This is a genomic window from Desulfosporosinus fructosivorans, from assembly GCF_004766045.1.
In the GTDB taxonomy this organism is placed as follows: Bacteria; Bacillota; Desulfitobacteriia; order Desulfitobacteriales; family Desulfitobacteriaceae; genus Desulfosporosinus; species Desulfosporosinus fructosivorans.
Map to the genome: position 1 here is coordinate 443,108 of NZ_SPQQ01000004.1, position 20,883 is coordinate 463,990.

Annotated in this window: 22 protein-coding genes; 3 read left to right on the top strand and 19 right to left on the bottom strand. The window is 44.0% G+C overall.

Going from position 1 to position 20,883, the window contains the following annotated elements; translation table 11 throughout:
• Positions 1 to 19: 19 nt before the first annotated feature.
• The 4 genes from E4K67_RS14170 to E4K67_RS14185 all read right to left on the bottom strand — a co-directional run bounded on the left by E4K67_RS14170 (position 20) and on the right by E4K67_RS14185 (position 4,022).
• Complete coding sequence (locus E4K67_RS14170) at positions 20 to 1,645, bottom strand: ArnT family glycosyltransferase (RefSeq protein WP_135547744.1); 1,626 nt, start codon at positions 1,643 to 1,645, stop codon at positions 20 to 22.
• Between the two features lie 513 nt (positions 1,646 to 2,158).
• Positions 2,159 to 2,413: a DUF4911 domain-containing protein gene (locus tag E4K67_RS14175; protein WP_135547746.1), complete on the bottom strand. Its 255-nt coding sequence runs from the start codon at positions 2,411 to 2,413 to the stop codon at positions 2,159 to 2,161.
• Positions 2,414 to 2,481: 68 nt separating this feature from the next.
• Positions 2,482 to 2,742 (bottom strand): DUF4911 domain-containing protein, encoded by a 261-nt coding sequence (locus E4K67_RS14180; RefSeq protein WP_135547748.1) that lies wholly within the window; start codon positions 2,740 to 2,742, stop codon positions 2,482 to 2,484.
• A 26-nt stretch (positions 2,743 to 2,768) separates the two neighbouring features.
• Positions 2,769 to 4,022: a peptidase U32 family protein gene (locus E4K67_RS14185; protein ID WP_135547750.1), complete on the bottom strand. Its 1,254-nt coding sequence runs from the start codon at positions 4,020 to 4,022 to the stop codon at positions 2,769 to 2,771.
• A 357-nt stretch (positions 4,023 to 4,379) separates the two neighbouring features.
• Here E4K67_RS14185 and E4K67_RS14190 point away from each other — a divergent pair, with 357 nt between their 5' ends.
• From E4K67_RS14190 to trpB, 3 genes are all read left to right on the top strand, one after another.
• Positions 4,380 to 5,240 carry an AAA family ATPase gene (locus tag E4K67_RS14190; RefSeq protein WP_135547752.1) on the top strand — a complete coding sequence of 287 codons (861 nt, stop codon included), beginning with the start codon at positions 4,380 to 4,382 and terminating at the stop codon, positions 5,238 to 5,240.
• A gap of 2 nt (positions 5,241 to 5,242) precedes the next feature.
• Positions 5,243 to 6,451, top strand: coding sequence for a vWA domain-containing protein (locus E4K67_RS14195; protein WP_135547754.1), 1,209 nt, complete (start codon positions 5,243 to 5,245; stop codon positions 6,449 to 6,451).
• A 426-nt stretch (positions 6,452 to 6,877) separates the two neighbouring features.
• Positions 6,878 to 8,056 carry a tryptophan synthase subunit beta gene (gene trpB, locus E4K67_RS14200; RefSeq protein ID WP_135547756.1) on the top strand — a complete coding sequence of 393 codons (1,179 nt, stop codon included), beginning with the start codon at positions 6,878 to 6,880 and terminating at the stop codon, positions 8,054 to 8,056.
• 84 nt (positions 8,057 to 8,140) lie between these two features.
• Here the strand turns inward: trpB and mltG are convergent, their stop codons facing one another.
• From mltG to E4K67_RS14270, 15 genes are all read right to left on the bottom strand, one after another.
• Entirely contained in the window at positions 8,141 to 9,169 is a 1,029-nt protein-coding gene (gene mltG, locus E4K67_RS14205; RefSeq protein ID WP_135547943.1) for an endolytic transglycosylase MltG, read from the bottom strand.
• Between the two features lie 304 nt (positions 9,170 to 9,473).
• Positions 9,474 to 9,794, bottom strand: a complete 321-nt coding sequence (locus E4K67_RS14210; protein WP_135547758.1) for a DUF1292 domain-containing protein — start codon at positions 9,792 to 9,794, stop codon at positions 9,474 to 9,476.
• A gap of 63 nt (positions 9,795 to 9,857) precedes the next feature.
• Complete coding sequence (gene ruvX / locus E4K67_RS14215; protein WP_135547760.1) at positions 9,858 to 10,280, bottom strand: Holliday junction resolvase RuvX; 423 nt, start codon at positions 10,278 to 10,280, stop codon at positions 9,858 to 9,860.
• Positions 10,281 to 10,345: 65 nt separating this feature from the next.
• The gene (locus tag E4K67_RS14220; protein WP_135547945.1) at positions 10,346 to 10,669 is read right to left on the bottom strand and encodes a DMT family transporter; all 324 of its coding nucleotides are present in this window, start codon (positions 10,667 to 10,669) and stop codon (positions 10,346 to 10,348) included.
• Positions 10,670 to 10,679: 10 nt separating this feature from the next.
• Entirely contained in the window at positions 10,680 to 10,808 is a 129-nt protein-coding gene (locus tag E4K67_RS31100) for a hypothetical protein (protein ID WP_274594876.1), read from the bottom strand.
• Positions 10,809 to 10,951: 143 nt separating this feature from the next.
• On the bottom strand, positions 10,952 to 11,896 hold the full coding sequence (locus tag E4K67_RS14225; RefSeq protein WP_135547762.1) for an aldo/keto reductase: 945 nt from the start codon (positions 11,894 to 11,896) through the stop codon (positions 10,952 to 10,954).
• 147 nt (positions 11,897 to 12,043) lie between these two features.
• Positions 12,044 to 12,298, bottom strand: coding sequence for an IreB family regulatory phosphoprotein (locus tag E4K67_RS14230; protein ID WP_135547764.1), 255 nt, complete (start codon positions 12,296 to 12,298; stop codon positions 12,044 to 12,046).
• A gap of 77 nt (positions 12,299 to 12,375) precedes the next feature.
• Entirely contained in the window at positions 12,376 to 15,006 is a 2,631-nt protein-coding gene (gene alaS, locus E4K67_RS14235) for an alanine--tRNA ligase (protein ID WP_135547766.1), read from the bottom strand.
• A gap of 232 nt (positions 15,007 to 15,238) precedes the next feature.
• Positions 15,239 to 16,270 carry an AI-2E family transporter gene (locus tag E4K67_RS14240; RefSeq protein ID WP_135547768.1) on the bottom strand — a complete coding sequence of 344 codons (1,032 nt, stop codon included), beginning with the start codon at positions 16,268 to 16,270 and terminating at the stop codon, positions 15,239 to 15,241.
• Between the two features lie 126 nt (positions 16,271 to 16,396).
• Positions 16,397 to 16,615, bottom strand: coding sequence for a hypothetical protein (locus E4K67_RS14245; RefSeq protein ID WP_135547770.1), 219 nt, complete (start codon positions 16,613 to 16,615; stop codon positions 16,397 to 16,399).
• Positions 16,612 to 17,106, bottom strand: a complete 495-nt coding sequence (locus tag E4K67_RS14250; protein WP_135547772.1) for a PRC-barrel domain-containing protein — start codon at positions 17,104 to 17,106, stop codon at positions 16,612 to 16,614. The genes E4K67_RS14245 and E4K67_RS14250 overlap by 4 nt, the downstream gene beginning before the upstream one ends.
• 133 nt (positions 17,107 to 17,239) lie before the next feature.
• Positions 17,240 to 18,349, bottom strand: a complete 1,110-nt coding sequence (gene mnmA, locus E4K67_RS14255) for a tRNA 2-thiouridine(34) synthase MnmA (protein WP_135547774.1) — start codon at positions 18,347 to 18,349, stop codon at positions 17,240 to 17,242.
• Positions 18,350 to 18,356: 7 nt separating this feature from the next.
• A complete protein-coding gene (gene nifU / locus E4K67_RS14260) occupies positions 18,357 to 18,734 on the bottom strand; it encodes a Fe-S cluster assembly scaffold protein NifU (protein WP_135547775.1) in 378 nt (125 codons plus the stop codon).
• An 82-nt stretch (positions 18,735 to 18,816) separates the two neighbouring features.
• Entirely contained in the window at positions 18,817 to 20,004 is a 1,188-nt protein-coding gene (gene nifS, locus E4K67_RS14265; protein WP_135547777.1) for a cysteine desulfurase NifS, read from the bottom strand.
• 46 nt (positions 20,005 to 20,050) lie between these two features.
• Complete coding sequence (locus tag E4K67_RS14270; RefSeq protein WP_135547947.1) at positions 20,051 to 20,503, bottom strand: RrF2 family transcriptional regulator; 453 nt, start codon at positions 20,501 to 20,503, stop codon at positions 20,051 to 20,053.
• Positions 20,504 to 20,883 lie beyond the last annotated feature (380 nt).

A 20,883-nucleotide genomic window follows, 5' to 3' on the forward strand; every position in this document is an offset into this window, starting at 1 on the left:
TACAGCATTACTACATAGGTTAATTAACAGATTCACGAGTGCTATTAATAATCCTATATAGTCTCCACCTTGTTCCGAATTCCTTGACAAGTTCTGCCCAATCAGACCCATTAAAATATAGGTTCGGATATGCATCATTGATAGCACTAATAACTGATGCAGAACCAGGTTTCGGAACTAAGATATAGCTAACTTTATATTTTTCGGGGTTGGATATGGCATTTTTAAAATCATAGTCACTAGTTATATAAAAACGCTTGGGGTATTCACTTTGCAAAATAATAAGATAAGCCGAGAATGAATCAACTAGAATATTACTGAAGGGGTAGTTGTCATCTAAATACTTCGCTAACTCAATATCTTGCTTTTGGTCATAATAAGTTTGATTATGGGCTCCTAAAGAGTTCTGTAAAAATGTATTTTCATCAGGTGCGATAGAAGGTTGAGTAATGGCATAAGAGAGTATCCCATAATTCACAATCATCGCTGCTAAAGGAATAATTACATGCCACTTTCTCTTCAGCTTACTCAACTCATATGGTAACCATGCAAATGACACTGGTAACACATATAAGAAATACCTTAACCAACCTAAGGAAGTACCTTTCATCAACATAATGATTTGCAACATTGGAATAGAAACGATCATGCCGATCAGGATTAGGGTATCCCATTTGAAAATACGTCGATTAATCACTCGTAGAAATAAGATCGATAAAAAAGGCACTGAGAATACTAACACCTTCTCAAAGGCAAAGATGATAGCTTGTACCGGATTGTTGAGCATGGCGGCATACACAGGATTACTTAAATGGCCTTGAATCTGGGCCGTATTGGTATATTCTCCGTTTAGAAAATTAAGAGGATTATCCATAATAATTGCGTTCAGTAAAACCCATAGCAATATGGAATAGAAAATTGGTGTGACTATTACCGCCAGGGTCCCTTCCGCTCGTGACCATTTATAATGAAGGCGTCCTTCATTATTTGGTTTAGAATTTTCACTTATCAGCATTGTGACAATAACACAACCAACTATTATACTGAATCCAAAAGGGACCGCTTCATATCTGCACCAAAAGGCAATAGCAAGGGCAAAACTCGATACAGCCAAGTCCCCTAATTGATGTTCATCCATCCAATTTAAGAAAGATACGATGCTCAAGATGGTAAAAAATATAAACGGTGCATCACTCAGGCCATTAAATCCCGCTAGGAAGATCATGGGATTTAAGGCGAATAACAAAGTAAAAATGACAGCGTACCAACGAGAAAGACCCCGTTGAATAAATGCCCGAACCAAAATACCCACTGTCAAAGATGCAAACATTGCGCTCATTAGTAAGCCAGCAATTCCTTTTGTAGCCATTGCAGGAATCCATGGATATAACAACAGAAGCACCAAGTCTACCATACTCGGAAGAGGATTCCATACAAAACCAATAGCACCCAAGTGGGGATTTCTACTATATAAAACATAAAAGGCATTTGCCACTCGACTGATTCCATCACTGTGATAATACCCAACATAAATGTTGTAGTAATAACCTGCTGCACACTCCAGTGCAAATACCGTAATCGCAGTCAACCAAATTAGCATTCTATTTGTTCTTTGGGTTACTTTATCTTGAAATGTAAACGCCATACCATTATTACCCCAATTTTAAATTCAAATTCTTCCAAAAACCGTTTACTAGCACAAATCGTTAAGTAACCCCAATATCTATCAATCACCCCCTCATCAACTTATCCATTATACTTTACCCAATATTAATATAATGTTCCTCCCTAACGGACTAGGACTAGGGCTATAAAGATAGGATTTTAGCCCTATTGACTATAATTATGCATTCTATTTTTAGTATCGCATAATTATACAGATAGTCAATAGAATTAAATACGAAAACCATAATATTAAAGTTATCCCATTTCAAGGATTTGAAATGGGATAACTTTAATAACTCACGAAAATGATTCTCCTATTGTTAGAATTGTTCCGGGGTCTGTCCACCCCACAATTTGGAAACAACTCACTAGGACCATGAAACTGTTCTAAAAGAGAGCGATTCCCTTATTTAAAATTGGCTTTCTTGCTTCTAAGCGCCAGTATCTTAACTAGATCGCCGGAATGCCTCACAATGGGCTATTATTTATATAATCAGATAAATTCTATCTCAATTGGCATCTGTTCAATTACCTGCTTCAACTCTGTCCAACAATCCTTAGTCGTTTGAATCATAACCTCTCCCAGTACTTTGTCCGTCGTGGTTACTACGCCAAGATGACCCAAACCTTCAACCAATTTGCATAGCATTTGAATTTCCGAGCGGTCTATGCGGGCTTTGATGATAAGGTCAATATTTTCATATATAGAATTCACTTGAGGGTCCTTCTGCTCTTCTGGAAAATTCATTAGCTATTCTCCCTTAATCTTACCTATTCTTATATATTCAGTAAAAATCTCAACGATAGTTCTCGAAGTTATGAAATAAACTCAATCTTAAACGGCATATTCTCTATTGCCTTCTTTAAATCGGGCCAACACTGTTTTGTCGTCTGAATCATGACTTCTCCTAATGCTTTGTTCGTCGTCGTGACAATGCCTAAATGCCCTAACCCCTCGACAAGTTTGTCTAACATTTGCATTTCTACCCGCTCTAGACGCGCGTTAATAATAACATCAGCATCTGAAAACAAATCGATCACTTCGGAAGTTCTCATCGACCTGCCTAAGGAACCCATCCACTCGTCCCCCTCTCGACTCCTACCTATTTTTTCTCGCTTTTCGCCCGCCGTAAAATACTATACGGCAGTATTTTCTCGGGTACACTCATCCTAATCACTTGCTGAGCATGCCGGGCCACATCTATGGGCGTACCTTTAGCATCCCACATCTCACTCACCTCGAATGACCAAGAGATTCCGTGCGGAGTCAGGACTTCCAAAACCTCGCCTCGCTTGAAGTGGTTCCGTTGCTCAAACCAGGCCGTATCTTCCTCAACTGTGTAGCTTCCTGTTTTCTCTTCGCTCAAACATACCCCGACGAAATCATAATCTCGGACATAGTGAGAGGACTCTAAGTTATGAGAACTCGCCCCCGGTTTGCCGAATAAAAATCCTGCTGAATAATCTCGGTGACTGACTTTATCCATTTCTTCCAGCCACTGAGGAAGCTGCGCTTGAAAGGCTTCTTCCCCCTGATCCCAGAGCGTATCAATCGCCTCCCGATAAACCTTTACTGAACTGGCGACATATTGAACGCTTTTCATCCGCCCTTCGATTTTAAAGCTATCCAGGCCGATAGGCTTTAATAAGGGCAAATGGGGCAAAAGGCATAAGTCGTGTGAATTAAAGACATAGGTCCCACGTTCATCTTCTTCAATCGGAAAAACATCTCCTGGCCTTTTCTCCTCTACAAGAGCATATCCCCAACGACAGGGCTGAGTACACTCCCCGCGGTTGGCATCTCGCCCTGTCAAATAGTTACTCAGTAAACACCGCCCAGAGTAAGACATGCACATCGCTCCATGGATAAAGATCTCCAACCCTCCAGTGACCTTAGAACGAATATCCTGCAGTTCTTCAAGGGTCAATTCTCGGGCGAGGACGATTCTTTCAATCCCCTGCTTCAGCCAAAATCCCACCGAATACGAATTTGTGCTATTCGCTTGAGTGCTTAAATGCAGTGGCAGCCGTGGGGCTACTTCTTGAGCCATCGCGATGATACCGGGGTCAGAGACTATTGCTCCGTCTACGCCGAGTTCTTCCAACTTCTTGAGATAAGCTGGAATTCCCTCGAAATCTGGTTCATGGGCGAAAATATTCACTGTCACATAGATTTTCTTTCCCAACCCATGCGTCCAGCGCACCGCTTTTTCCATTTCCTCGAAGCTGAAATTTCCAGCAAAAGCCCGCAGGCCAAATGCTTGACCGCCCATATAGACCGCGTCTGCTCCATAAGCCAACGCGTATTTTAGCTTTTCCCAATCTCCCGCAGGAGCTAACAATTCTGGTTTTTTCATTATGATTCCCCTAACTATATATCTACAGGCTTTTGAAATATATTTTCTACTATATCCAATTGCTTAACGTCAATCATTATGATAGAACTGGGCTTTTCGACCTTTAACCCATAATCTAACTCTCTGGTCAACACTCATACCTACTTACTATACCCCAAAATCCAGTGCTTGTCCTCTTTCTTCAATGATCTGGCTTATTTCTAGTTAGGGATTCTCATTCAATCAGTTGTTCCTTAGAGATTACATAGATTAAGACTTTCTTTAACACTTAGATCAGGAATATAAGCAAAGCTTAGACAATTAGTGGTATTATTAACATATAATACGTTTCAAAGACGACAAGGAGGACACTTTAGAATGACCGATCAACTTCTCTATCAAGGAACTGACGATTACATTGTCTCTAAGGATCTCCAAAACAGTGTTAATATCTCAGTGGCCTTAAAAAGACCGCTCTTAATTAAAGGGGAGCCTGGCACAGGCAAAACCGTCTTAGCGGAAAGTATAGCTCGCTCTCTTGGTCTGCGCTTACTAATCTGGAATATTAAATCGACGACGAAAGCGCAAGATGGTCTTTATGTCTATGACACAGTCCAGCGTCTCTATGACAGTCAATTTGGTGAACAGAATGTTTCTAACATTAAACAATACATTAAGCTGGGCAAACTCGGCGAAGCCTTTGAATCCAGCGAACGAGTTGTCCTATTAATTGATGAAATCGACAAAGCCGACTTGGAATTCCCCAATGATTTACTCTGGGAACTGGACGTCATGAATTTTTACATACCGGAAACAGGAGAAACAATCACGACTAAACATAGGCCTATCGTCATCATTACGAGCAACGCCGAAAAAGAACTACCGGATGCATTTTTGCGACGTTGTATTTTTCATTATATCGACTTTCCTGATCAAACAATGATGGAAGAAATTGTCCATGTCCATTTTCCAGACTTGGAAGGCCAATTACTGGCCGAAGCCTTGAAATCGTTTTATTGGTTGCGCACTATCTCAGGTTTACAGAAAAAGCCTAGTACCAGCGAGCTTCTCGATTGGATTCAAGCTCTGACCCTCGGCGGTATCGATCCCTCTAGAATTTCTCAGGAAATCCCCTTTTTAGGAGCTTTGTTAAAAAAGAATCAGGATTTTGATTTGACCTTGAGACAACTCCAAACCCGCGGGACAGAAAATCCATCTCGCGCCAAACGTGGCTGGTAAACATGTATACAAACTTTTTTTATCTACTACGTCGCGAGGGGGTTCCTGTTTCTATCACAGAGTGGATGACCTTAATGGAGGCACTTTCAGTTGGCTTAGCGGAATCCAGCCTGTCTGGGTTTTACTACTTGGCAAGAGCGGTCTTGGTTAAAAGTGAAAGCCATTTTGATCAATATGATCTGGCCTTTCAGACGTATTTCCAAGGGATCGCTTCCCCAGAACAATTATTGGACCAGGTTGCTCAATGGCTGGAAAATCCTCTGCCGCTAAAAATGTTCTCTGAAGAAGAACGCAATGAGCTCTTAAATAAATTAGGCTTGCCCGATTGGGAGAGTTTAAAAACTGCTTTGGAAGAACGTATGCGAAAACAAGATAGCCCTCATCACGGTGGAAATACCTGGATCGGCACAGGCGGGACCTCCGCCTTTGGGCACTCGGGTTTTCATCCCGGTGGCGTGAGAATTGGGGGTGAATCTCACGGGCAATCCGCGGTCAAAGTGGCCAGTGAACGCAATTATCGAGACTATCGAAAGGATGAAACCTTAGGAATTCGTCAGTTTGAAGTTGCTTTGCGTCGCTTGCGACAGTTTAGCACGCGCCTTGATGGAGTCAAAGATCAACTGGACTTAGACGATACCATTGATGAAACCTGTAAAAATGCGGGACGCTTAAAGCTTGTCTGGACAAGACCACGCAAAAACTCCGTCAAGGTTATCGTACTGATGGATGTCGGTGGTTCGATGACCCCTTATGCCAATATCTGTAGTCAATTGTTCTCAGCGGTTCATAAGTCCTCCCATTTCAAGGATTTAAAGTTCTTTTACTTTCATAACTGTATCTATGACCGCTTGTACTTAGACGCTTCTAACAACCCCAGGAAAGCAGTTAAAACTGCGGATGTCCTAGCTTCGCTGGGTCCAGACTACAAAGTAGTCCTCGTCGGAGATGCAGCCATGGCTCCAAGTGAACTGATGATGAGAGATGGTAACATCTTTTGGGATCTTAGCAACGAAGAACCCGGAATTACTTGGTTACAGCGTATCGCTAAGAAATTTCCTTATAACGTCTGGCTCAACCCACTCCCAGAGAAGTATTGGGAACGAGTTCATGGGTACCAAACACTAACAATGGTGCGTAATATTTTTCCCATGTATGAGTTAACCCTAGAGGGACTTGATCGGGCGATCAAGAAATTAATGGTGCGCAAGTGAAAATTCTTTTATCCAACATCCCTTGACGAAACTCCTCTGCTATATTACAATACAGAAAATAATAAGCAAGACAATGATGGGAATTAGTAAGTCTTTGTGGAATGTTCAAGCGAGTCAGAGAAGGTGAAAGTCTGATACACTTCCCGTAGACCGAATGGATCCCAGAGTCGTAATCCGAACACGCAGAAGCGTCAGTAGGTGATACCGGGGGTTTCCCGTTACAGAAACACGGATATCGAGAGGCCGACTCTCCGCATCTGCTTATTTTTGTGCGAGAATCGTATCCTACTTCGTATCTAAGCTTAAAGTGTGGGCATCTAATATTTAGATCCCGTACGAAAAAGGTGGCATAATGGAAATTAACTTTCCGTCCTTCTAGGGCGGAGAGTTTTTTATTTTTAATGTAGGAGATGGAGGGTTTTGATTATGGAAAAAGGTTATTTTGGTGAATATGGTGGTAGCTTTGTCCCACCCCAATTACAAAATGCATTAGATCAGTTGGATGACACCTTCGAAAAGTATAAAGACGATCCAGAATTCAACAAGGAACTTGACTATTATCTCCGTCAATATGTTGGCCGCCCAAATCCCCTTTACTATGCAGAGAAACTTTCTAAACAATTAGGGGGCGCAAAAATCTACTTGAAACGTGAAGATTTGAACCATACTGGTGCTCACAAAATTAACAATGTTCTTGGTCAAGCATTACTTGCCAAACGCATGGGGGCAAAACGGATCATTGCTGAGACTGGAGCCGGACAACACGGCGTAGCCACGGCAACAGCCTGTGCACTCTTTGATATGGAATGCGTCATTTATATGGGAGAAGAGGACACCCAGCGCCAATCTTTAAATGTCTTCCGGATGGAACTCTTAGGAGCCCAAGTAATCACAGTGACCTCTGGGACTCGCACGTTGAAGGATGCCGTGGATGCCGCTCTTGGGGACTTCGCCACGAACTATGAAACAACCTTCTATATGCTCGGTTCTGCCGTGGGGCCTCACCCCTATCCCTCTCTCGTCAAACACTTCCAATCAATTATTTCACGAGAAGCACGCCAGCAAATTCTGGAAGCAGAGGGAAAACTCCCGGATGCTGTCATGGCCTGTGTTGGTGGCGGCAGTAATGCCATTGGCATGTTCGCCAACTTTATCGCAGACCCGACCGTGCGACTCATAGGAGTCGAGCCTGGAGGATTGGGTTTAGAAACTGGTAAACACGCCGCGCCCCTCTCAGCCGGAGCACCTGGAATTGTTCATGGTTTTAAGTGTTATGTCATGGCAGACGAAAAGGGAGAGCCCCTTGCTACCCATTCTATTTCAGCAGGTCTGGACTATCCCGGCGTAGGACCCGAACACAGCTACCTGAAAGACATCGGCCGTGCTGAATATGTAAGCATTACGGACGCTGAATCCTTGGAAGCCTTTCACAGACTTTCTCGAGCGGAAGGCATCATCCCTGCTCTCGAAAGTGCTCACGCTGTCGCTTATGCGCTTAAACTCGCACCTACCATGAACTCAAACCAAATCATCATTGTTAATCTATCTGGACGCGGAGACAAAGACGTGGAACAAATCTTCAATATGGGTAAGAAATTCAACTGACAGCAAAACCGTTCCGCCCACAATCCCCTCACACTCGTATATTGACCCTATCGATCCTAACCCTATCCCCCAAGACCTCTCTGCTCATTGATACAATTTTATGTTCTTCAAATGCTCTGCATACGTTTTAGCAAACTCGTGATAGCCATCTTTTTTCGCCACATAATATAGAAAATCTGTTTGGGCTGGATACAAGGCTGCATGGAGAGAGGCATGTCCAGGATTGGCAATCGGCCCCAGCGGTAATCCTGGGTTGAGATAAGTATTATAAGGAGAGGGAATCTGGAGATCCTTGTTATAAAGTTTTGGCTTAGGAGTGCCCAGCAAGAACTGAATAGTAGCGTCAATTTGCAGAGGTTGGTTAATCTTTAGTCGATTCATTATTACCGAAGCAATCAACGGACGATCTTCTTGTTTTACCGCCTCTTTTTCAACCATAGAGCCTATGGTAACCCACTGAGGGACGGACAGTTTAAGTATATCGAGTTGCTTCTGCACTTCCGGCGTAAGTTCTTTAGCAAACTGTTGGAGGAGTAAATCAATCACTGCATGAGGAGTTGTTTTAACAGGGATGTCGTAAGTATTAGGAAATAAGTAGCCTTCTAAGCGGTGAATCCCCTTAGGCGCATCCTTGAGAAATGAGTATGTAAACCCATCTTCCGTGACCACCTTCTCAAACTGTTCTTTACTGCCAATTCCTTTTTGAACTAGAAGCTCAATGATTTGAACCGTAGTATACCCTTCTGGGATAGTAATCCGGTTGGTATCTAAGGAAACTGCACCAGCACTAATTAAGCGTTTTATCATTTCGCTAGGAAGCATTGTGGGGGCTAATTGGTAATCTCCAACATAAAGCATGAAATCCGATTGCTGCGCCCGAGCTAAATATCTAAACGCCCATGCACTACGGATAAGATTACGTTCTTTCAATTCCTCTGCTAATTGGGCAGCCGTTGTCCCTGAATTAATCGTGATCTTCTCGCTTTCCCCTGTAGTGGAGTATGGTTTTGTGGCCCAACTCCACCATGATAAAAAACCCACTCCTCCGATCAAGAGAACAAATATAATAATTACCAATTTAGATGTGCCAGCCGTCTTCTTTTTTCTGGACATATTCTCACCAACGTCAGGCATAAGTCCCATATAGTTAATAGGGAGGAACGCACCTGATCCTTTCTATCGAAATTATTGCATCGGCTATTTCAATTCAGCGGAATCTTAGTTTCATTGTACAACAGTACCCACGTTACTTCCAGCTTGTCCTTTGTAGATTTCTCTATTCTTTATAGTTCCTCATCTCATAAAAAACCGCGACGTGTGACGATTGGGAGAACCTACGATTGACTAAGCGCAAAAAAGAAGAACTCACTGATTCTCAGCGAGTCCTTTTTTTGCGATACATTTGTAAGCGCTAAGCTTACTCTTTTTCGTCTTCCTCGGATTCTACTAGGGTTTCCCAAGCGTCAGCCACTTTTTCCCACTCTTCATCATCTTCGATGTCGAGCAGCATTTCTCCACCCTCAGCATCTTTGCCGAGTTTAAGAATAATGGCCTCATCGTCATCCTCACCTTCGGATTCGTCTTCCGAAATAGGCATCAAGACGAAGTATGTCGAGCCTTCAAGTTCCAAGGTATCGAGATGAAGAAATTCGTGGTCTATTCCCTCATCATCTGTGAGTACGACTGTGTCAAACTCTTCAGCGTCATGCTCTTCGTGGTCATGTGGTTTTTCAGTCATGTGATTCACCTCTTATCAAAGAATATTGTCATTGTACTATTGTAGGTAATGATTGTCAAATCCTCATACAGGAATATTTCCTGTTGAGCGACGATCTAGGTAACCCTGAAGGATAAAAACCGCCGCCATCTTGTCAATTACAAGCTTCCGCTTCGCGCGTGACACATCCGCTTCCAGAAGAGTCCGTTGTGCCGCGACCGTACTTAGTCGTTCATCCCACAACTCAACTGGAAGCCCAAACTCCAGACGTAAAACCTCTGCAAACTCATCAGTCAACGCACAACGAGGCCCTAGGGTTCCATTCATATTTTTAGGATAACCAATCACAATTTCCATTACCTCATACTCGCGGATGAGTTCTCTTAACTCATCAATTTCCTTCTTGGAGCGCCTAATCGTCTTAACCCCTTGGGCTGTCCAAAAAAAAGCGTCACTCATCGCCACACCAATCGTCTTCGACCCAAAATCCAAACCCATAATCCGCATAATATCCCCTCCAACCGGCTTTTGTGTTTTACTATATTTCAGCTTAGTTCCTGTTCATTTAGTCACTAATGGTTAACGCCACTCAAATTCAGTCCTATAACTCCGGCCACTATTACAAGTATAGAAACAATTTTAAGGGCATTAACTGTTTCATGAAAAAACACTATGCCGATAATTGATATAATCACAATCCCTACAGCAGACCAAATAGCATAAGCTACACTTACTTCAATTTCTTTCAAGGACAATGACAATAGCCAAAAACAGAGAGCATATGAAAGAAACATACCTATCGCCGGGGTTATCTTGGTCAATCCATTCGACAGTTTCATTAAAGTAGTACCACAAAGTTCAAACATAATTGCAAATAATAAATATATCCAACTCATTATTTCACCTTCATCCATAATCCAGCATTAAAGACTGGCTTAGGCCACCAGCACCCCAGAGCATGCACCGTCGTCCCTTCGTCTCCCAGCTTCCCACCACCCTAGCAAGAGCCGAGGCAAAACCCATCCTAAGCACCACGTCCCTGACCCCTGAGCAGGGGGAGAGTTGCGTGGCCGGAGCTGAGCGTCAAACGACAGTGTGCGAAGCGGAGCCCACCAACTCTCCCCCAAGCATGCACACCCCGTCGTGCTTCGGCTTCGGCCTCGGTCTTCCTACTTTACTCACACGATTTTTAGGCAAAAATGTGGGCAAACCCTCCCACAATACCCACAAAGTACGCACGCCTCATTATCCACCACAGCTACTCTTTCGTTGAGACGCAAAGCCCCCTGAGGGCAGGCTTCCAAACAATTCCCACACCCTTGGCACCAATCAGCAATATAAAGTTTCCGTTCTCTGTGCCTTACTTTATCTCGTAAGTGGGTGGGTATATCTTTACCAGACAACAAGAGTAAGTTATAATCCACTTCTTCCCGACTGGACATTCCGAGGGCCATAGCTTGTACTCCCGGAATACATCTGACAAAGTCCACGGCTTTTTTCGGGTCATGGGTTAAATGTCCGCCCCCGAAAATCTTCATAGCGTAAATCCCAATGCCCAATTCAGCCGCAAACGAAATAGCTTCGAGCATATCCGGTAAATTTCCATCAATAATCCCAAGTCCCTGATAATTTAGAATCGGGTGAATCACATCAAGACCTGGCTGGAGTGCACCGGCCCGAACTCCAGCAACTGCATGCGTTGAAATTCCAATCCAACGTACGATACCCTTTTCCTTGGCTCTCAAAAGTTCTTCCCAGGCCTCTGTGTGCCCTTTTAAAGTTAAAGCACTTTCCTGTTCATGGAGAAGGAAGAAATCAAGAGTTTCCCTGTTGAGGGCAGTTCGCGCCTTTTCTATGCTTTGGCGCATTTCCAACGCTGTGACAGAATATGCTTTGCTAATAATGCGAACGTCAGGATAACCCTTTATTGCCGCCGCAATCTGGGCATAGTTATCATAGATTTCCGCAGTATCAATCCAATTAACCCCCTGCTCAAGAGCATACCGCAAAACGGACGCCCCTTCGGCTTCCGTAACACGGCCTTGTAACGGAGAAATGGCTAAACTACCAAAGCACACCTCTGAAACCATGGGCCCCCACAAACCGAGCTTAACCTGACGCATAGATACTCTCCTTTCGAAGTTCGTGTTCGAATAACAAAAGCCTCACGTCTCTCCTCGAATATTGAGTATCGAGCATCGAACATTGCTTATCCTATATCCAGATGTAGAAAACCCTCACCACTTCTAGTGAGGGCTTCTCCATTATACTTATCTTTCTTGCAAATAGTTTCTGACGAGCTCTTCAATCAGCTCAAAGCGTTCAAGTTTACGAATCATTGCTCGCGCCTGATTGTGGCTTGTAATATATACAGGGTCGCCGGACATGAGATATCCAACCATTTGGTTAATAGGATCATACCCTTTTTCTTGTAAAGCTGCATACACTTTCTGCAAAATATCCTGCGCAGAAATGTCTTCTTCTCCTACAGCTTTAAACATCATGGTTTCTTCCATTCGATCCATTTTCCTGACCCCCTTTCACCATCTGCTTTTTTGTTAACTCAATATATAAATATTCTTGGCATCCCTAGCTTTTTCCTCTATTTTTTCATAAATCCTCGCAGAATCGTCGGGACACGATCAATGGCCTCGCCTAGTTTACTGGGATCCTTCCCTCCAGCTTGTGCCATATCCGGTCGGCCACCACCGCTACCACCCGTTATTTTAGCCACTTCTTTAATAATCTGTCCCGCATGGAGCCCACTTAAACCTGTCGGACTAACAGCAGTCACAAAGTTAACCTTACCTTCGCTTACTGCGCCCAAGACAATAACCCCAGTTTTGAGTTTAAGCCGCAGTAGATCCGCCATTTGACGCAGGCCCTCCATATCAGACACATGCACCTGAGCGGCTAATACCTGAACTCCGTCGACTTCCACGACACGCTTCAGTAAACCTTCAGCTTCATTTTTGCCAAGTTTTGCTTGGAGTTGTCCGATTTCTCGTTCGAGGTCTTTCACCTGGGTCACCAATCCGTTCACGCGCTTACTCACATCTGCCGGCTGTGCTTTAAGAATCTGAGCAACCTCTTGGACTTGCTCATCCAGGGTACGTAGATAGGCTAAGGCTTCAAATCCTGCCACAGCTTCAATCCGGCGCAGTCCTGCCCCTATTCCGCCCTCGCTGAGAATCTTAACCAGCCCGATTTCTCCCGTGTCTTTGACATGAGTCCCACCGCACAATTCTTGACTGAACAACCCCATCCGAACGACCCGTACATTATCTCCATATTTCTCGCCGAAAAGTGCAGTAGCTCCACTGAATTTGGCCTCTTTTAAAGACATCTCGGTAGCTTGAATAGGCATATTTTTGAGCACGGCTTCGTTAATGAGATTTTCTACTGCCCTTAATCCATCCGCTGTCATCGGTGAAAAATGGGTGAAATCAAAACGCAAGCGTTCCGGCGTCACTAAAGAACCGGCTTGCTGGACATGTTCACCTAACACAGTACGCAGGGCGGTCTGGAGGAGATGAGTAGCGCTGTGATGTCGCGAAATAGCCTGTCTTGCCTGGCTATTGATTTCAGCTTCTACCGTTTCCCCGACATGTAATACCCCAGTCACAACCTGAACACGGTGATAAAGAGTACCTGTTAAACCCTTTTTCACCTCAAGCACCCGTGCCTCTGCCCGGGACGTTTTAAGTACTCCCACATCAGAAACCTGACCGCCGCTTTCTGCATAAAACGGAGTGTCCGAAAGGAAGACTATGACTTCTTCCCCTTCACCTGCATCTTGAGTCTCTTCTCCACCAACAAACATGCCTTCAATCCGAGCCGTAGCCGTTGCCTGTTCATATCCGACAAAGGGTGTCACTCCTAAGAGTTTTGCCCTTCCCATCAGTGCTGGACTTTCAATAACGGCACGCATTTGCTGAGATTGGTCTTTTGCTAAGAGTCGATGCTCCTCGACTGCCGTTTGAAAGGCTATCATATCCACGGCTAACCCTTGTTCTTCGAGTATTTCCTCCGTCAATTCCACTGGAAAGCCATAGGTTTCATAAAGATAGAAGGCATCTGGTCCAGTTAAAACCGTTTCCCCTTGCTTTACGAGATCCTTGACCTTTTCCTGCAGCAACTGAATCCCTTGCTCAAGGGTGGCTTGAAAGTTCTTTTCTTCTAAACTCAAGTGGTTCAAAATGAAATTCTCATTTTCCGTAAGTTCAGGATACGCCTGAGCGTAGTCTCTTTGGACAATTCGAAAAACAGATTCTAAGAACGGCTTGTCAATCCCCAAAAGCTTAGCATAACGGACTGCGCGACGTAAAATTCGGCGGAGGACATACCCCCGACCTTCATTATTAGGTCGAATTCCATCTGCGAGCATAAATGATACTGCCCGGACATGATCCGAAACCACTTTTAAGGCCAAGTCATTTTTAGGATTTTCCTTATACCGAATTCCGGCTAATGAAGCTACATGGTCAATAATAGGACGGAATAAATCCGTGTCAAAATTAGTCTCCACCCCTTGCATAACCGAAGCAATGCGTTCTAAACCCATACCAGTATCAATGTTTTGTTTCGGTAGAGGGGTCAAGTTCCCCGCTTCATCCCTATTATACTGCATGAAAACTAAATTCCAGATCTCCAAGAAGCGATCACATTCACAACTACCCGCGGCACAATCGGGCTTACCACACCCTTTGGTTTCTCCGAGATCAACATAAATCTCCGAACAAGGGCCACATGGACCAGTCGGACCAGCTGCCCAAAAGTTCTCAGGGTCCCCAAGAATCCTCTCAGCCCTAACCCCTGCCGTCATCCATATCCTTTTGGCTTCTTCATCTTCGGGATAAATCGTCACCCATAGTTTTTCCACAGGGATTTTCAATACTTCTGTGATATACTCCCAGGCCCAGGGAATCGCTTCATTTTTAAAGTAGTCCCCGAATGAAAAGTTCCCTAACATTTCAAAGTAGGTATGATGGCGAGCCGTTTTTCCAACTACCTCAAGATCGGGGGTACGGACACATTTCTGGGCCGTTGTCGCTCTAGGAAAAGGTGGCTCAACTAGTCGTTGAAAATATGGTTTAAAGGGTACCATGCCAGCGACCGTTAACAAAAGAGTCGGATCATCCTTAGGAATGAGCGACGCACTAGGCAATATCCGGTGCCCTCTTGCCTCAAAATACTTAAGAAACATGTCCCTTAATTCATTTCCTGTATACATCCCTGAACACTCCTTTAAAAATATGGCTAAATAATTGCATATAGAAAACTTGGCTAGCGCCAAGCCTTCAGGCGCTAAAAAATAATCTCCCCCTAGTTTAACAGGGACGAGATTTTCCCACGGTGCACCCTCTTATCTAACGGGTAAATAATGCACCGATATGTATTAATTGATCAAAATTCCCAGCGTATTTCTAAAGTATATACAGGGGATGTCTAATTTGTCAACCACCCTACACCTTAGTCGAAACTAGCCTAAAGTATATGTGATTAAATACAACTCTAATCACAGCAGCCACGGGGACAGCCAATAACATACCCCAAAATCCAACAAGTTCTCCACCAGCTAGAAGGGCAAACACAACCCAGAGTGGATGAAGCCCTACACTGTCCCCCATAAGCTTGGGCGAGATAATGCTTCCTTCCAGCTGTTGTACTATTAAAATAATCAAGCCAACCTTAATTGCCATAGCAGGGGAATGCGTTAAAGCCAGCAAAATAGCAGGTACTGCTCCGATAACCGGACCAAAGTACGGGATGAGATCAAAAATCCCACATATCAAACCAATCAATAGCCCATACTCCATCCCGACTAGTTTTACGCCAATCCCGATCAATATCCCTACAATCACTGCAACGACTAAATCCCCTCGCACAAATTGCCGAATCACATGATTAATGTCTTGCCAAAGTCGACGCCATTCCATCCGCCAACGTTGTGGGACCATTCGGTTAAAGTGGACCCCTAACCCTTTCCAATCTGCCAGGAAATAGATGGCAATAACAGGGGATAATATGTACAGTGTGGCAGTGGACAACACCTTTGGCAAGTTGTCTAAAAAGAGATTAAGGCGATTGGCAATGATTACTTCTCCCTGCCCTAAATGTTCATCCAATACAAGCGCAACACGACTAGGTAAGCCTGTCGCCTTAAATTGCTCACGAAGGCCATCGACCCTTTCTGTGAACTGCTGAATCGCATTGGGGAGGATCACAGCTAATTTGCTAAGTTCATTATAGAGTACTGGAAGCACGAGGAAAACGATCGTAATCATAATCGCAATAATCATGCAAAATACAATAAGAATAGACCTCTTGCGACTAATCTTGTGCCGCTCTAACACTACAACCAAGGGGTTCAGCAGGTAGGCAAGTAGAAAGGCTAGGAAAAACGGACCTAAAATCGACCTCACCTTGAAAAGGAGGAGCATTGCCAAGAGTAGACAAGTACCTGTGAAAATCCATCGCCATCGTTTATGCTTCATGTTATTCCCCCCTCTCTTAAAACCATGTAACTGCAGTTACTTTACCTTTGGACTAGTATTAAAAAAAGCGCGCCATGCGCGCTTAACTAACTTAACCATTTATTCCGTCATATCATTTAACATAGATTATTCTATAGCAATGCAGGAAAGCTCCGCTTCGCTACCTTGGAGAGTTATGTCCTCTAGGGCTGGATCATCCCAAGCCACCAGTGAACCATCCTCTGCGAGATCGTAAATAACCACTTTATCGGTTTGAGTCGTGAATTCGACGCAACAATCCCAACAATAGAATTGCTCAACTCCGACTTTACCAATGGCTCGTCCACTGCACACTGGACAATTCATGCTAGTATTCCCCCTTCATTTGTTTGGTCCAAGGGAGATACTTGATTATCAACGATCAAAATATCTTTTCCATCGATCATAACATGGGGTCTCAGAATCGTTCCCCTGCCATGAAGTAGGTCAGCGAAGAGCCCGTCAGAAACCTCAAACCCTACCATCTTTTCTGCAGTATCATCGAGAAAAACATCTTCAATCGTCCCTCTTGCGTCTCCACCTTGGGTATAGACTTCATTGCCTACTTTGTCAGACCACCGTGTGCCCTTAAGTTCTTCGACAGCTTTGCTGCAAACGGTTATGGCATCTTTTCCTACTGTCATGATAGCCTTGCGAGGAATTCCTTTTTCTGAATGAAAGAAGTGCCCGCCTTCTAAGAGAACACCAACAACCTCGTCTTTGTCGTTATCTAAGACCAGATCCTGTACCCACCCAATCGAATCCCCACTTTTTAGGTCTAAGACGGGTAGTCCGACAATCTCTCTAATGCGTCTCATGCATCTTCCACCTCGCAAAAAAGTTCTATCTATACTCTGCCCTACAGTTCTATGATTTATGCATAAGCTGTTCATTAATGGGTGAGACTCCCACTTACAAGAAGTGGGAGTCTCACGATTAATGAACAATGACTTAGCGGCGACCACGAGGATCAGAAATAATGGTTCCCCCGCCAACTACTATATTTTCTTGATAAAAGACGACAGCCTGTCCTGGAGTCACTGCACGTTGCGGTTCATCGAAACGAACCATTACTTCATGCTCGGCCCCTGTTTCCCCAGGATAAATAGTAGCCTGAACTCCTGATGAATTATAACGAATTTTCGCTTCGACTTTTAGGGGTCCTTTTAAGTGCGGGATGGATATCCAGTTTAGATCAATGGCCCAGAGTGTATCCGTAAACACTTCTGCATTTTTCCCTAACACTACCTCATTGCTTTGAGGATTCAGGCCCACGACAAACATCGGTTTACCGAAAGTTGCCCCAAGGCCTTTTCGTTGCCCAACCGTGTAGTGAATGATTCCTTGGTGCTTGCCTAAACTGTTTCCCGAAAGATCCACAAAATGTCCCGGTTTAACCGTCTCACTTGAGCGTTCTCGGACAAAAGAAGCATAGTCATCGTTTGGAACAAAACATATCTCTTGGCTGTCAGGTTTGTTTCCTACCCCTAGACCTCGTTCATTAGCCATTTTTCGTATTTGCTCTTTTGGGTATTCTGCCAATGGAAAAAGAGTGTGCGCCAATTGGTCCTGAGTTAGCATGTAAAGTGCATAGGTCTGATCTTTTCTTGTATCTGCACTCTTAGCTAATAGAAACCGTTCACTATCTGGATCTCGTAAAACTTGCGCATAATGACCAGTAGCTATGTACTCTGCTCCCAATCCGCGAGCCTTACGAAGCATCTCCCCAAATTTAACATACTTATTACAGGCCAAACAAGGGTTTGGCGTTTCTCCCGCTAAATAAGCCTGAGTGAAATAATCCACTACAGTCTTCTCAAAATACGGACGAAAGTTCATAACATAATGGGGAATTCCCAGTATGAAGGCAACCCGTCTTGCATCATCAATAGCGGAATTGGAGCAGCAACCTCCTTCCACCTCAGGCCCAGAAGCTTCCCAAATCTGCAAGGTAATCCCGATAACATCATAGCCTTCTTCTTGGAGCAAAGCGGCGGCCATGGAACTATCCACACCACCGCTCATACCCACAACTACTTTTGGTTTCGTTGTTAGACCCATAATTCATCTATTCCTTTTTTAACTGATTATCTTTATAATTTTCAATTGCCTTATGCAGGGCATCCGCAGCCAGGTTCGAACAGTGCATTTTCGTTTCGGGAAGCCCCCCTAAGGCCTCGGCTACTGCTGCATTAGAGATTACCATAGCTTCATCAATCGTTTTTCCTTTGACCATTTCCGTGACCATACTGCTGGTGGCAACCGCCGCACCGCAGCCAAAAGTTTTAAACTTTACGTCTTTAATAATGTCTCCCTCAATATCTAAATAAATACGCATAATGTCTCCACACTTGGCATTCCCTACTTCACCGACGCCATCTGGATTTTCAATTTCCCCAACATTACGAGGATTTGTAAAATGGTCCATCACTTTTTCTGTATACATTTCAGGCCACTCCTTTTTATTAACTTTCAAGACGCCCACTTTCTCTTAAAGGTGTTTCAGATTCTGCTTTAGACAACCAAGTTTACTGAGCTTGATTAGCATGAATTACTTGATCATACAGAGGGGACATCATGCGCAAACGCTCGACAATCTTCGGTAATTGTTCAAGCACGTAGTCAATCTCTTCCTCCGTGTTTTGACGTCCTAAAGAAAACCGAAGGGAACCGTGAGCGATCTCATGGACTAACCCCATGGCCAGCAGGACATGAGAGGGATCAAGAGAACCTGAGGTGCAAGCAGATCCGCTAGATGCTGCTATCCCCAACATATCGAGTGAAAGTAACAAGGACTCCCCTTCAACAAACCGAATACTGACATTCACATTGTTTGATAAGCGCTTTTCTCCAATAGGCCCATTCACTTTCACGTATTCAATGCGCTCAACGATTCCGTTCATAAGTCTGTCACGAAGTTTGGTTTGAAGCTTTGAGTCTTCGGCCATCCTCTTTCCAATCAATTCGCAGGCTTTGCCAAATCCGATGATTCCGGGGGTATTCTCGGTCCCCGAACGACGCCTTTTTTCTTGACTTCCCCCATGAGCCAGAGGGACAATACGTACGCCTTTACGAATATAAAGAGCACCTACTCCTTTTGGTCCGTAAATTTTGTGACTAGACACCGTCAGCAGGTCAATATTCATTTCTTTGACATTAATAGGTATCTTTCCAAGAGACTGAACTGCATCTACATGAAAAGTAATGCCAAGTTCCTTCGCAAGGTTGCCAATTTCAACAATTGGTTGGATTGCTCCGACTTCGTTATTGGCATGCATCACACTAATTAAGATAGTATCAGGCCGAACGGCCTTGCGGACGTCTTCAACCGAGACAATACCCTCTGCGTCAACAGGTATAACCGTTAGCTCAAAACCGTTTTTCTCTAAGTATTCAAAGGTTTCTAGGACTGCATGGTGTTCAATGGCTGAGGTAATAAGATGTTTACCCTTTTTACGCATAGCCTCGGCCGTTCCTAATATGGCTAGATTATCAGCTTCCGTTCCACCGCTGGTGAAGACTATTTCCTGTGGGGTGGCTCCGATCAACTCAGCTACTTGACGCCGAGCTTCTTCTAAAGCTTGTTTAGCCTCTCTACCAAAACCGTGGACACTGGAAGGATTACCATACTTTTCGGTATAATAGGTCATCATTAAAGTCGCAACTTCCAAGTCAACTGGAGTCGTTGCACTGTGGTCTAAATAAATACGCCTCATTGGGCTCCCTCCCTAGCATGCATTTTAAAAGTTGATCCTCAAGAGCCTAAATATGGTACATATATAAGCTTCTGTCCGCTTCACGCTTTTTAGCGTCTTCAAGCATCGTTTCAAGTGTGATGGAATCCAAAACATCTGCGATTGCGTCTCGTACTTTCTCCCAGATTACCCGAGTGACGCAATAGTCTGCTTTAACGCAAGATTCCGGGTCCTCCTCGGATACACAATCGGAAGGAGCTATCGGCCCTTCTAACACACGAATAATATCACCGATTCTTATCTTGCCCGGTTCTCGACCCAATAAATACCCGCCCTGTGCGCCACGAACACTCTTTACTAGACCAGCTTTACGCAATCCGGACACGAGTTGCTCTAGATAATGTTCGGAAATGCCCTGTCTCTCTGCAATACTTTTTAACGAAGTCGGTCCTTCGCCCATATGTTGAGCTAAATCGAACATGGCTTTAACACCATACCGACCTTTGGTAGAGAGTTTCAGTACACTCACCTCCCCCTTTCCAGAGTTAAACCCTACTTGATATATAAGATCTTTATACCCATATCTTATAAAAACACTCGGGATTTGTCAAGGGGATACCCAACTAATTTACTATTGTTTTATTATTCTGGGATTCGTTCGTTATTTGGTGAGTATCTTCAGTTGATCCACCATCTGACTTCTTCACCTCAAGCAGATGTACGACTCACATGTTATAATAGGAAGTCAGTGTTTTGATCCATTCGCAGCATCTTACGAATGTTCATTGTAGGTCAGTCCCTTGGCGTCACTATCCTGCGCTCATTAACACGCTTCCCCTCTTCATGCTCTCAAAGCCGAAAAAATTCCTCTGGCTTGGAGCGCACGAGGAGTTAAAACTA